Below are 14,210 nucleotides of genomic sequence, written 5' to 3' on the forward strand. Positions count from 1 at the left end.
CCCAAATAACCATCTATTGATTTATATTCTCTCTCTGAAACTCGCTGGGTAATTTCCCAAATTGTTTATGGAAGCATTTAGAAAAATAAGAAGCATTGTTAAAACCGACGAGATAACATATTTCATTAATACGGTATTCGCCTTCGATGATCAGGCGTGCAGCTTTTTTTAGTTTATACACACGGATGTAATCATTTGGGGTCATCCCTGAAATACCTTTTATTTTACGTTGAAGATTAGAACGGCTCATCGACATAGCATTGGCCAAATGACTAATTGAATAATCGGGAGTGGTCATATTGTGCTCTATCTCATCGTTAAGTTCGTTTAAAAATTCTTCATCCTTTTTGTTGTTTGCGATGCTTCCGTAGGGGACAAAAGGTGAGTTGGCAAATTTTTCGAGCAGTCGTTCGCGGTTGCGAATGAGGCTGTGTATCTGTGCCTTTAGGTAATCTACTGAAAAAGGTTTCTCAATATAACTGTCTGCCCCTACATCCAGCCCCTGTATTTTGGTCTCAACGTTGGTCCGTGCAGAAAGGAGAATGATGGGAAGATGGCTGTATTGTTTGTTTTCGCGCGTTTTCTGAACCAGCTCAAGACCGTCAACTTCAGGCATCACAATATCACTGATAATAATATCGATACTTTCGTTTTCAAGAAGCTTCATGGCTTCTTTACCGTTAGAGGCTTTGTGAACAATGTATTCCACCTTCAGGTTTCGTTCGAGAAAATTGCACAGGTCTTCATTGTCTTCCACGATCAGTAAGTTGGGTTTTCCGTTGGCATTTGAGAGGGATGAATCCGACTTTTCAGTTATTTTTTCCGATACAGACTTTGAGTCGGATTTAACGGTCATTTTGCTTTTGCTCAGGTTGGTGCTTATTCTGACGATAAAGACAGAACCCTGTTGATGTGGGGGGGTTTTCAGAAAAATTGTACCTTCGTGTTTTTCGGCCAGTTGTCTTGAAAAGGCCAGCCCGATGCCCGTTCCGTATTTTTTATCGTCTTTGTTTGTTCCTTCTATCTGGAAGAATGGATCAAATATCCGATTCCGGTATTTTTCTTCAACTCCCGGGCCATCATCTGTTACAGAAATCTCTATGAAATCATCCTTTTTCCTGAGGTCAATGACTATTTTTTCATGTGCAAATTTCAGGGCATTGGTCATTAAATTACTAATGATCTTTGTTAAGGCTTCGCGGTCAGCATTAAAAGTAAGCGGCTCTTTAGGTGTGTTTGTCTGAAGAGTAATCTTTTTTTGAGAGGCTGCGGCTTTAAATCTGTAGCAGACATCTGTTATCAGTGTGTTAAAATTAACCGGTTCGAAGTTTGGTGTATAACTGTTTTCTTCAATTTTACGAAAATCGAGTAATTGATTGACCAGATTTAGCAGTCGCTCTGCATTTTTGTCGATGATCTTAATGTTTTCATTTACTTCCGGTTGAACGGGACCTGCTGTTTTGATGCAATCGAGGGGAGCTTTAATAAGACTGATGGGGGTACGAATTTCATGAGCGATGTTGGTAAAAAAATTAATTTTTGACAGGTATATCTCTTTTTCTTTCTTCACTCTGAATTCTTCAAGTTTCTTTTCATGTTTTGTATGCGAGATTTTCAGGTAAACTCTTGCGATGGACAAGACCATGACGATGAATAGAACAAAATACAAAGCATAGGCATAATTGGTTTTCCATAGGGGCGGAAGAATTTCAATGACCAGAGCGTCTCCTTCATTATTCCAGAGGCCATCGTTATTGGAGCCTTTTACTCTGAAAACGTATTTACCCGGAGCTAAGTTGATGTATGACACCTGGTTTTGACTACCGGTAGTTATCCAGTTGTTGTTGAGATTTTCCAGAATATAAGCATCCGGTTTTTTGAACGTGCCTGAAAACTGAGGTTGACAAAACTGATCCGGAATGAAGCCTGATTATGTTTCAGTCTGATTTGTTTTGTGGTGTGCAGTGTCCTGTTATAGGAGGAGTCTTCTTTTGAGGAGGCGGGTTTATCAAGCAGTTCAAATTTTGTGATAAACACGGGAGGGACATATTTGTTCTTTTTGAGTTCGTTTGGATAAAAAGCATTGAAACCGTTGATTCCACCAAAATAGAATTTACCGTTGCTTGCTTTATATGTTGAGCGATAATTAAACTGGTTACTTTGCAGACCATCTTCCTGCGTATAGGTTTTAATGTCGAGAGTAGCAGGATTTATTCTTGAAATACCTTTATTTGTGCTTACCCATATGTTACCATGGTTATCATCTACCACGCCGTAGGCTACATTGTTGGGCAATCCTTTGCTTTGATCGACAGTCAGAAAATCATCCGTATCATAGTTGTATTTACAAATTCCTCTACCTTCGCTCGAAAACCAGAGCCTGTGCTGCTCGTCCTGGTAAACATCGGTAATCTTATTAAAGCAAAGGGAGGTTTTGTCTTTAATATCGTGCCTGTAATTTATCCACTTTTCAGTATCACGATCTCTCTTAAATACGCCTTCTCCATAGCAGGCAACCCAGAAGTTTCCCAGGTGATCTTCTGTCATGTCATAAACAAATCCCGTAATTTCAGGGATACGGGTAAAATTGTCTTTATCCGGATTATACCGGCTCAATCCGAATGGCGTTCCCACAAAAAGAGTCCCTGCTTTAGACTGATACAGTGAGAAGATGCAATTGTCGTTGATGGTGTTCGTGTCGTTTTCGTTGTATTGGTAGTTCTTAAATTTGCCGGTATTCAAATCCATTAAATCAAGTCCCCTTGAAAATGTTCCTATCCAAAGCCGGTTATTGTCCAGCACCAAAGCATGTATATTGTGATAGCTGATGCTGTTTTTATCATCATCGGGAAGATAGGATGTGAATTTTTTTGTTTTGGTATTAAAATAGTTCAGTCCTCCATCCTCGGTGGCTATCCATAAATTACCAGCCGGGTCTTCGCAAAACTGACTGACAGCTTTGCCTGACAACGAATTCTTGTGTTGTTTGGGATAATAGTGTTCAATTATTTTGCTATTGGTAGAGATATAATGCACTCCACCAAAATAGGTTCCAATCCATATACCTTCCTCCCGGTCTTTGTATATGGAGTAAACGTTCTGGTCTCTCAGGCTGTAAGGATCGCCCGGGTCATCCACTCTGCTGTATTCAAGTGTCTGTTTATTGAAGAGGTAAAGCCCGTCATCCGAACCTACAAGCAGTTCATTTTTCTGATATTCGAAAATAGCTCTGATATGGGTGATGTAAGTTTCGTCATCTTTCCCAAAGTAATTTGTAAACTCATTGGTTGTCCGGTTAAATCTCACTAGTCCTCCTGCCCAAGTCCCAAGCCATAATTCACCGTCCGAGTCTTCCGATATAGCCAGTATCTCGGGGTCTTCGATCGGACTCTTCTCATCACGCGATCCATATGTAACAAAGGTGTTTGTTTCTTTATTGTAAGCACTTAACCCATTGCGTGTGCCTATCCACATGGTGCCGGCATTATCGCGGTAAATTCTCCAGACAAGATTTGACCCGATGGTAGGACCCCTGTTCCCCTGGGTATATTGAACCAATTCGTTGGTGGACTTGGTATAACAAAAAACACCCTGGGTCATTGTTCCAATCCATATTTTGTCCTGGTTTTCTGCTTTAATGGATGTTACTGCGGAGGTGACAGAAACTCCGTCTTTTGTCTGATAGTTGAATTTCTGGAAGGCTTCGGTGACAGGGTCCAAAATATAAAGCTGTTGATCGGTGCCTACCCATATTTTATTGTCTTCATCCTGGAATAAGGTGCGCACAAAATTATTTCCTATAGATTGCGGGTTTCCGGGTTCATGCTTGAAGATTTTGAACTCATTTCCGTCAAAGCGGTTTAAACCATCTTTTGTACCAAACCACATAAAACCCCGATTATCTTGCAATATCGTTTGCACGGTATTTTCCGAAAGTCCGTTGTTAACCTGGTAGTTCTTGAATTTGAAGTTATAGGCGGTAATTGTCATTCCGTTTATAAGTAAAAGGAAAAGACATATACTTCCTGCTTTTTTCCAGTCGACTTTATAGCGCATTGTTCTGAGTCTTGTTAGTGTCTGTCCATAAAGTACCACTTGCTTCGTTACGCTTGACGCCAAAATCCTCATTTACGATGAGTAAACTCCGGTTTTGGCGGCTTCGCAAGCCTTGCAATTGGCACTTTCTGAACAGACACACATATTGTGAAAATTTTTGCGAGTTTATAGACGAACACTTGTTAGTAAATGCCAGTCTGATTTATTCAAAAGTTTCGTTGTAGATAATTTATGAATAGATCAGGTTAAATAAAAGAATTCTTTCTATTCTCCAATACAACAATCTGGTCGGGTTATGCAACAATTTAGGCACCGGTTGCTTCAAATGAAAAAAAATATCAGAATTGGTCAGCAGTTGTTATTTTTTGCCTAAAAAGTTGCATTAAAATGTTAACAAATGTTGTTTGTTTGTGATGTGGTTACTACCCCGATGAGAAAAAGTAAAGATCACAAAATTTGGTCATTAATTTTATTATTAAATCAATTTTACTATGAAAAGAATCTTGTTTTTGATGTTAATGTTATTACCGGTGTGCCTGTTTGCTCAGACAAACACACTAACCGGTAAGGTTGTAGATGCTTCCGGCGCACCCATTCCGGGGGTAAACATTATTGTACAGGACACTCAGAAAGGAACCATCACAGATACTGATGGAAACTTTTCGATTGAAGTAAATGAAGGTCAAACCCTTGTATTCTCTTTTATTGGAATGGAGCAACAAGAAATTGTTTATACCGGTCAGTCTTCTTTAGATGTTACAATGTATGAGAGTTTGCGATCGCTGGATGAGGTAGTTGTTATTGGATACCAGACTGTGAAGAAAGCAGACCTGACAGGTGCTGTTTCGGTTTTTAAGCCCGAGCAGATGAAAAATACAGTTGTAACCGGAAGTGTTGGCGATGTTTTGGGAACAGTTCCGGGTGTTTTTAGCCGGACTGAGGGCAAGCCTGGCGCTGAAGGCTGGATTGAAATCCGTGGTACCAAATCTTTTGGTTCGAGTAAACCCCTTTATGTTATCGATGGAATTGCTGTTGAGGGAGGTGCCAACAGAGATTTTAATTTTAACGATATTGAGTCGGTTCAGGTTCTTAAGGATGCTTCTGCAGCAGCAATTTACGGATCGCGTGCAGCAAACGGGGTGATTATCATAACCACCAGGAGCGGTCAGGAAGGCCCGATGAAGATTGATGTTTCGGCCAAAAAAAGTTTTCAGTGGTTGCCTCGTTACGATTTAACGAACCGTGAAGAGTGGATAGAATTGAACGACCTGGCTTTCGAAAACGGTGGATACGAACCTGCCAACCATTTTGATGCCAATACCGATTGGCAGGATGTTGCCTTTAAAACCGGTCATGTTGATGACTATAATGTATCTTTTTCCGGAGGTACAGAGACTGGCACATACTATGTTTCTTCCAATTACCAAAGCAATTCCGGAACCACTGTCGGAACAGAAAGCGAAAGGATTACTCTCCGGGTAAATACTTCCGTTTACAGGGATTTTGGAGAAAATGTCAGATTCCGTATCGGAGAAAACGTGATCATCAGTAATTATCAGATTGACGAGCTGGATACCAATCCTATAATTGATGTTTGGCGGATGTTACCAACAATACCGGTGTATAACGAAGACAATCCCGGCGGATACGGGTATGGCGACGGTTCAAGAGATGTTACTTTTGGTACAAATCCCTTAGCCAAAGAAGACCTTACAGTTACTGAGAATAAAAATTTAAGAGTTCGCGGTAACATTTTTACCGAACTTGAATTATTTGGCAATCTCAAATACAAGTTCAATTTTGGTTTCGAAACAAGCTCGGATGAGCACAAATATTTAAGAAAGGAAGGCAACTGGACCTTTAATCAGCCATGGGACCCTTCCTCACTGAACAAGAATAAAGCCAGGTTCAATTCGCTGGTATACGATAATACTCTTGAATACAACAATACTTTCGGAAATCATACCATTGGGGCCGTTGCAGGAACCAGTTTTATGGATATTTCTTATGAGCAGTTGTGGGGAACCAAAAACGACTTGTTGCGATTTAGTGATGGCACCTATTTTGACCAGTTGGATGCTGCAATGAAAGATCCCAAAACAGGTGGATTCAAAGATATGGAAAGATTATTTTCTGTGTTTGGACGGTTTAATTACACCTTTGATGACAGGTATCTGCTTAGTGGAACGATTCGTCGTGATGCATCATCAAAGTTCGGACCTGATTATCGTGACGGTGTTTTTCCCTCTATTGCAGGAGCCTGGAGAATCAGTAACGAAGGCTTTTTTGATGTTGACTGGATCGATGATATGAAGCTACGGGCGAATTATGGTGTTCTGGGAAGTTCCAATATTGGCCCCTGGGATTGGGTTGCCTTCATCAATTCTTTTCCCCAGGCGATCTTTGGAACCGATCAACACATCGAGAACGGTCAAACTCAGGTAAAACTGGTTAACGAGGATTTAAAATGGGAGGAACTCCACGAGTTCAATATAGGTGTTGATGCAACTATGCTGAATAACAGGCTGGAGTTGTCTGCTGAGTATTATAAATCAGAGACACAGGACGTTCTGACAGGAATGCAGATACTGATGTCGACCGGTAATAATGGGGGTAATCCCAATGTAAACGCTGCAACATTAAAGAATACCGGATTCGAATTTTCTGCTACCTGGCGCGAAACTAAAGGCGACTGGCGATATTCGGTCAACACAAACATTTCTACAGTGAAAAACGAGATTTTGGAACTTGGATATGGCCGCGAATATTTTACCCAATGGAATACTCAATCGCATGTTGGAGAGCCTATTGGTGAGTGGTACCTGATAAAGATGGACGGAATATTTCGTTCAATGGACGAGGTACTGGCACATACCCATGAAGGAAACCTGATTCAACCCAATGCACAGCCCGGAGATATCCGATTTGAAGATTACAACAATGATGGGATGATTACCGACGCAGACCGTCAGCATGTTGGCAGCCCGTGGCCCGACCTTCACCTCAGTATTAATGGTACTGTAGCCTGGAAAGGATTAGACTTTCAGTTGCAAATGGCCGGCGCTTTCGGGCATGAAGTATTTAACGGACCGCGCAGTGGAATGGACAGATTCGATGACAATTCCAATTACAGAGCCGACTATGATCCATGGACACCCGACAATGTTGAGGCGGAGGATCCCAGACCAATCTATCAGGATGGCCGTAATGCCATAGGCAACCAGTCACGCTGGATAGAAGATGGCTCCTACCTTCGAGTGAAACAGATGGCCCTGGGCTATACTTTTCCTGAAAATATCCTGGGCAATTCGGTTGAAAACCTCCGGTTGTTTGTTAATGCCCAGAATCTGATCACTTTTACTAAATACACCGGGTTAGACCCGGAATTCCGGAACGATAACATTTGGGAAAGAGGGCACGATTATGGTGCTTTCCCTAATCCAAAATCAGTGACAATCGGTGCTCAGTTAACATTTTAGGTGTTCAATATTGGATAGATTTTGAGCTGTTAAAAAATAAATTATTAGAGATATGAAAAAGTTATTGATATATATTTTTTCCATTGGTTTGCTTCTCTCGTCCTGCGAGGATGCTGTTGATGTAAGCAATCCGAATAATATTGAGGTGAGAAACTTCTGGCAAAACGAGGCCGATGCCGAAAGTGGTGTTAATGCCATCTATAATATGTTTTACAAGCCGGGAACTTACTCGCGTTGGATATGGTTCCGTTTTGACCTTGCCTCCGACGAAGGTTTTAGTTCCAGCCCCTGGATTGAACTGGCAGACTGGACCCGTTTTATCTACAACAATTACAATTTTTGGGAAGGCAATGGCTGGACTTATCGCGATTGTTACGAAGCCATCTTCCGTGCCAATCAGGTGTTGCATTACGTTCCTGATATAGAATTTGAAGACCAGCAAAAGAAAGACCGGCTGCTCGGACAGGCTTATTTCCTCAGAGCGCTCTACTACTACAACCTGGCCATTCTCTGGGGTAGTGAAAACAACAGTTTGTCGATTGTATTGGAACCATCTAAACCGGGTGATTCTCCTGAAGGACATCCTGTATCTGATGTTTGGGCACAGGCAGAGAGTGATCTTGAAAACGCTGTTGCTATATTACCTCCACAATGGGACGATAGCAATGTTGGACGGGCAACGAAAGGTGCAGCCTATGCTTTGAGGGCCAAATGCCGGATGCAACAGCACAAGTGGGACGAAGCACTCCAGGACCTGGAATGGCTTGTAGACGGTGAAGGCGCTCAATATTATGACCTGGTCGCTAATTTTAAAGATAACTTCACTCATTATAATGAGAATAACGTTGAATCCGTTTTCGAAATTCAGTATTCCGATGTTCATAAGGCACCTGCCGGTGATGGAGATTTTGATATTGATCCCAACCTTGGTCTGAACCGGGGACAGTTTTTTGCACCTCCCGGAATCGGATGGACTGATGGCGAAGTGCGTCCATGGATTGTTGACGAATTCAGAAGTGAACTAAATCTTGATGGAGGATATGATATCCGTTTGAGGGAAAGTGTTTTCTATGAACAGATGGCGGATGATTTCCCCGGGAATGACAGGATTTATCGTTTTGGCATGGAAGTGTGGAACCAGGATAATTACCAGGGACGTGTTTTTGTAAGGAAATACGGAACCGATTACTATCGTGATTTTGATGATTATCACAGTCCTGTTAATGTGCGGTTAATTCGTTATGCGGATGTGCTTCTGATGTATGCCGAATGCATTGCCAACCTTCCTGCCGGAAACCTTGACGATGCAGTGGCAATGGTTGACAGAGTGAGGGCCCGGGCCAATATGCCAAATCTTGAAGTAAATTATCCCGAAGCTACCCAGAATAATGAAGCTTTTCTGGAGCGTTTGCAAATTGAGCGTTCGCTTGAGTTATGTCTCGAAGGACACCGCTGGGCCGACTTAAGGCGTTGGGGATTAATGGAAAATCAGGATGGTGTTAATGAACTGGCTCAAAGGGATCCCGATTTCAACAACTTTGTAGTGGGAAGACACCACTGTCTCCCAATTCCTTCAAGTGAAGTTAATAACAATGAGAATCTTGAACAGAATCCCAATTATTAAGGAATTTATAAAGGATTAAAGGTCCTTTGAATAATTTTTAACGGATGCGGTGGGAGATGGTATGCCTGCCGCATCCGAAAATTTTAAACTTTGAATAATGACAAGAAAAGCAATACTATTTCTACTTGTTTTATTGGGAAGTGCTTTATTTTATGCTTGTTCTGATCGAAAAAGTGATTCTTCTGACAATTCTGGTGACGCTGCTACAAAAGTTCCTTTAGGTGACCCGTTCATTATGTACCATGAAGGTGTTTATTATGCTTATGGGACCTTTTCGGAAGATGGCATTATCGTATTTACTTCAACCGATCTGAAGAACTGGGAAGTGCCAGATGGATTGACCAATGGTTTGGCGCTTCATAAATCTGATGTGTGGGGTGATCGTTGGTTTTGGGCGCCTGAAGTTTATCATGTTGACGGGACTTTCTATATGTATTTTTCTGCTGATGAACATATTTGTGTAGCTACCAGTGACAACCCGCTGGGGCCGTTTAAACAGGCAGAGAAAAAGCCGATGATAACTGACGAGAAATGCATCGACAATTCTCTTTTTGTTGATGAAAACGGGACCCCATGGCTTTATTTCGACAGGTTTAATGATGGTTTGAATATTTGGGTGGCCGAACTGACCGAAAATCTTCTTGAAATAAAACCGGAAACCATGAAACCATGCATTCATGTTTCTCAGGAATGGGAGAAGATATGGCCACGGGTGAATGAAGGTGCTTATGTTATCAGACACGATGGACTTTATTACATGACTTATTCGGCCAACAGTTATGAGAGTCAGTTCTATGGCGTTGGCTTTGCTACTGCTGAAAGTCCGGCAGGCCCATGGGTGAAATATGAAGAAAATCCCATATTGCAAAAGCCCGGCAACCTGGTTGGGGTTGGACACAGTGCAATGTTCAGAGACAAAGACGGTGTTCTCAGAATCGTTTTCCACGCGCATAATAGCGATGAGAGCATTCATCCTCGTCACATGTATATCAGTACAGTGAGCTTTAAGGAACGCAATGACGATCCGGATGTGATGGTTGTTGATGAGAATTATATGGTTCCCCAACTGAAAACGGATTAATTATGATTTCTGAATTAAGATTGTTCTCTTTTTGTGTGCTTTTGTGCCTGTTTTCTTCATCTTGTAAGGGGCAGAATCAGGAAAATAGTATTACAGATTTCGAGCGAAAGACAGATGATCCGCTTGACGGCATTCGTATAGCATGGGACTATAGTTCACTGAAGCGCCTGGCGCCACGTGACGGGAGGCAGCTTTCATGGGCCGGATATCCAAGAGTAAAACGATTGAATAACGGCATGTTGGTGGCCGTTTATGAGACCAATGGCAATGTGGAAATCATCAGCAGTGAGGACAACGGTCTTACCTGGAGTGATCCGTCCATACTTTTTGAAAAACACATCCGTTCATCTGTTACAATAAGCAAAGCCAACGGTGAGTTGATTCAACTGTCAAACGGTGATCTTGTGGCCGGATGCAATTACCGCCCTTCGAATGATGGTATTGCACCATTTGCAATAGCAGTGAAGCGGAGTTCAGATTTGGGGAAAACCTGGTCGGAATCGCAGGTAATTTATGAAGCCGGTAAAGATTTCAGAAATGGATGCTGGGAACCGGCCTTTTTGCAACTCCCATCCGGTGAAATGCAGGTTTATTTTGCCAATGAAGCTCCTTATACGCAGTCTGATGAACAGGAAATATCCATGTTAAGCTCTTCGGATGAAGGAAATACCTGGAGCGGAGAGGCTGTCACTGTTAGTTTTAGAAAAAACCATCGCGATGGTATGCCTGTTCCGGTTATTGGAGGGGACGAAATACTGGTGGCGATAGAGGATAATGCATCAGGGCAGTTTAAACCCTGGATTGTAAGGACACCTCTTGATAAACCCTGGATTAAGCCGGTTGACGGAGATTCTCCAAATCGTGAAGCGGCTCATCATGAGGAACTGCCCGATCAGGTTTATGCCGGGGCGCCTTATCTGGTAAGACTTCCTTCCGGAGAATTGCTCCTGTCTTATCAGACCACCCGTGGCAGAACCGATAATTGGGAACTTTCTACTATGGAAGTTGCAATTGGAGATTCTGAGGGGCGCAATTTCTCAAGGATTACGCAACCATTCGATGTCCCGTTGGATCGCGAAGCCAAATGGAATTCCATTTCGCTTTGGGATGAAAATACCGTTGTCGCTGCTTCCACTACCAGCTTTAGAAATCCTGCCTGTGAGGTGTGGACCATCCTGGGACATATCGTAAAAGAGCCGGTCGCTCCGGTCAGTCCGGTGTCTGTTGACGGCCGCCTGAATGAAAACGAATGGAAAGAAAGATTTCCGCTTTTTATAGGGCATAAGGGGATGGTCAATGCCCGGGCCGATATTGCCCGGGATGACGATTTCTTGTATTTCGCTGCAAAAGTTAATTATGAAAGTTCTGAAGCGATTCCCGGAACAACCGACGACGATGGTGTTACTATTTATGTAGATGCAGGAAACTACAACCTCACGTCTCCCGATTCCGGTCTTTTCAGAGTTTTCTGTAATCGCAATGAAGAATTTCGCTTTCACGAGGGGAGAAAAGGCGAATGGATTCATAAAGAGGCTGAAGGAATAAAATTGTCAACACAGGATTTGGAAAACAAAGGATACCGGTTGGAACTTGCCATACCTTTTTCTGCACTGAATTACCGGGAAGGAAATGACATCCGAATAAATGTAAAACTCAGTTACCGGGATAAAGATGGCAGCATAACCGAAGAGAATATTGTTCATGCTGTTGATGATGCTTCAAATACCTGGTGCAGGGTGAAAATGAAACCATGAAAATCTTTATCCCCCGAAGAGAGCATAACAATTAATGGCTGGCGATAATGCAGGTGGCAAATATCTGGTTGGGTTAAAAAAATTAAATGATTTGAATTTGATAGATAAGGTTTATGAGAAATATTAAATATTGGAGTTGCAGGTTTTTGTTTGGACTGGGATTCGTGACATTGTTTGCAGGAAGTGTTTTTTCACAAACAAATGAAGAAATGCGGGCCGAAATTATGTTGAAAACGCCCGGAAATCCGGCGAAAAGCTATATCCTGAGGATTGGAAACACGGATAAAGACAATAACTTCCGTTACTTACCGGATAAGGACATTCCGCTGGAAATAACAGGAAAAACAAAGACCCTCGGGAATTCTGTATATTATAGGATAACATTGACTGCCCGTGAAGATGTATTCTTTAATTTTAAACAAAGTGTGGCTGCCGGCCAGGCTGAACATGAAAATTGTAAGTTCCTGATGCCGGGGTTTTGGTATCGTCACAATCTTCGTTCGCCGGAAGAAGCACCGTCATTTCACACAAGTGACAGCTGGCTGGTAAGAGAAGACCGTTTGAGTTCACCCCTTACCGGTATTTTTGATGAAAGTACCGGCCGTTATTATACGGTTTTGAGGAACGATGATATAGATACAGTATCATATACAGCTATTCATCACGGTGAAGTTATACTCTCGGGCGAAAGTGATTTAGGCTTTACCGGTTTTGAAAATATTCATGACAAAGCCTGGATGTCGTTCGGATTTCCTCACCGCGAGATTCCTAAAACTTACATTCGCAAGCTGACACTTGCTCCGCCGGTTGTTGCATTTGCCGGGCTAAAAAAAGGAGAAACCAAAATCCTGAATTGGATTGTAAACAGCGGCCATGCCTCCGGCTTCTCTGATTTTGTGGCTCAGGTATGGAACTATTCGTTCAGCCATTTCAAACCGATGCCGGTTGAACTGGATTATTCGGTTAAAACGGTGAAAGAGACACTGGCAAACTTTTTTATCGAAAGTTATGTGGAGACCGAAGACCTCAATTACTTTTCCGGTATCCATTTACGTACGGATGATTGCTCAGATATGGGAGGTGCTGAGGTTGGCTTTATAGGCAGGGTACTACTGAATGCTTTTTTTGCACTTGAATATGCCCATGAAACAGATAATCCCGGGCTTAAGCAGATTGCAGAAAACGTTTTGAAAAGTTATCTGGAAAAAGGATTTACAGATTCGGGGTTTTTCAGAGAATCTATCAACTATCATACTGATGAAGAACCTGATGTGTATAGTATCCGCCGGCAATCTGAGGGGGTTTATGCAATTCTTAAGTATCTGGATTTTGAGAGGAAGCAAGGGAGGAAGCATCTCGAATGGGAAAAACGAATCAGAAAGTTATTGGATAATTTTCTAAGACTTCAGAACGCGGATGGCAGTTTCCCGCGTAAGTTTAAAAATGATTTTGAACTGGTGGACGCGACGGGAGGAAGTACTCCTTCGGCAACAGTGCCTTTGGTTATGGCTTCAAAATACTTCAATGATAAGGAATACCTGGAAAGTGCAGAAAAATCGGGAGAATATCTTGAAAACGAGTTGATTTCCAGGTCCGATTATTTTTCTTCCACACTTGACGCCAATTGTGAGGATAAAGAGGCCTCTCTTTATGCATCAACGGCTATGTATTATCTGGCTCTGGCTTCAAAAGGGAGGAAGCACGATCATTATGTTGCGCTTGCCAAAGAGGCTTCCTTTTTTGCCCTTTCGTGGTATTACATGTGGGATGTTCCTTTTACCCGTGGACAGATGTTAGGTGATATTGGTCTGAAAACCCGCGGATGGGGGAATGTCTCGGTTGAGAATAATCATATTGATGTATTCATCTTTGAGTTTGCCGATGTGTTGAACTACCTTGCAGAGGAGACATCTGAACCGGCATTCAATGAATTTGCTGAAGTTATTAATACTTCAATGCTGCAACTATTACCTTATCCAGGCCACATGTGTGGTATTGCCCGTACCGGCTATTATCCCGAAGTGGTTCAGCACACCAACTGGGATTACGGGAAAAACGGAAAAGGTTTTTATAATGACATTTTTGCACCCGGATGGACTGTTGCATCCCTATGGGAAATGCTTACACCAGGAGCGGCAGAACGGTTTATGCTTGATTGATTATTGAGTGTGGTATAAAAAGACAAATTTTTGTCAAAATCAGGGCGTTTTAAATTT

General features: G+C 42.2%; 7 protein-coding genes. 5 read left to right on the top strand and 2 right to left on the bottom strand.

The genetic code is table 11. From position 1 onward, the window contains the following. Window positions 1-13: 13 nt before the first annotated feature. Complete coding sequence (locus tag OQ5_RS24765) at window positions 14-1,810, bottom strand: hybrid sensor histidine kinase/response regulator transcription factor (RefSeq protein ID WP_255297543.1); 1,797 nt, start codon at window positions 1,808-1,810, stop codon at window positions 14-16. A gap of 20 nt (window positions 1,811-1,830) precedes the next feature. After that, the gene (locus OQ5_RS24770) at window positions 1,831-4,056 is read right to left on the bottom strand and encodes a ligand-binding sensor domain-containing protein (RefSeq protein WP_255297544.1); all 2,226 of its coding nucleotides are present in this window, start codon (window positions 4,054-4,056) and stop codon (window positions 1,831-1,833) included. Window positions 4,057-4,547: 491 nt separating this feature from the next. On the opposite strand from OQ5_RS24770, the gene OQ5_RS0113925 reads away from it, so the two are divergent. From OQ5_RS0113925 to OQ5_RS0113950, 5 genes are all read left to right on the top strand, one after another. Then, a complete protein-coding gene (locus OQ5_RS0113925; protein WP_026055306.1) occupies window positions 4,548-7,535 on the top strand; it encodes a SusC/RagA family TonB-linked outer membrane protein in 2,988 nt (995 codons plus the stop codon). 52 nt (window positions 7,536-7,587) lie between these two features. After that, window positions 7,588-9,159, top strand: a complete 1,572-nt coding sequence (locus OQ5_RS0113930; RefSeq protein ID WP_016778078.1) for a RagB/SusD family nutrient uptake outer membrane protein — start codon at window positions 7,588-7,590, stop codon at window positions 9,157-9,159. A 97-nt stretch (window positions 9,160-9,256) separates the two neighbouring features. Continuing rightward, a complete protein-coding gene (locus OQ5_RS0113935; RefSeq protein ID WP_016778079.1) occupies window positions 9,257-10,240 on the top strand; it encodes a glycoside hydrolase family 43 protein in 984 nt (327 codons plus the stop codon). A 2-nt stretch (window positions 10,241-10,242) separates the two neighbouring features. Further along, window positions 10,243-11,994, top strand: a complete 1,752-nt coding sequence (locus tag OQ5_RS0113940; protein ID WP_016778080.1) for an exo-alpha-sialidase — start codon at window positions 10,243-10,245, stop codon at window positions 11,992-11,994. A 113-nt stretch (window positions 11,995-12,107) separates the two neighbouring features. Then, window positions 12,108-14,153, top strand: a complete 2,046-nt coding sequence (locus OQ5_RS0113950; RefSeq protein WP_016778081.1) for a hypothetical protein — start codon at window positions 12,108-12,110, stop codon at window positions 14,151-14,153. Window positions 14,154-14,210 lie beyond the last annotated feature (57 nt).

This window comes from Anaerophaga thermohalophila str. Valhall (assembly GCF_000250735.1).
Taxonomy (GTDB): Bacteria; Bacteroidota; Bacteroidia; order Bacteroidales; family Marinilabiliaceae; genus Anaerophaga; species Anaerophaga thermohalophila_A.

Coding starts and splice junctions, on each gene's coding strand:
- OQ5_RS0113950 (WP_016778081.1), top strand. CDS start 12,108: ATGAGAAATATTAAATATTGGAGTTGCAGGTTTTTGTTTGGACTGGGA.
- OQ5_RS0113925 (WP_026055306.1), top strand. CDS start 4,548: ATGAAAAGAATCTTGTTTTTGATGTTAATGTTATTACCGGTGTGCCTG.
- OQ5_RS0113935 (WP_016778079.1), top strand. CDS start 9,257: ATGACAAGAAAAGCAATACTATTTCTACTTGTTTTATTGGGAAGTGCT.
- OQ5_RS0113930 (WP_016778078.1), top strand. CDS start 7,588: ATGAAAAAGTTATTGATATATATTTTTTCCATTGGTTTGCTTCTCTCG.
- OQ5_RS0113940 (WP_016778080.1), top strand. CDS start 10,243: ATGATTTCTGAATTAAGATTGTTCTCTTTTTGTGTGCTTTTGTGCCTG.
- OQ5_RS24770 (WP_255297544.1), bottom strand. CDS start 4,056: ATGCGCTATAAAGTCGACTGGAAAAAAGCAGGAAGTATATGTCTTTTC.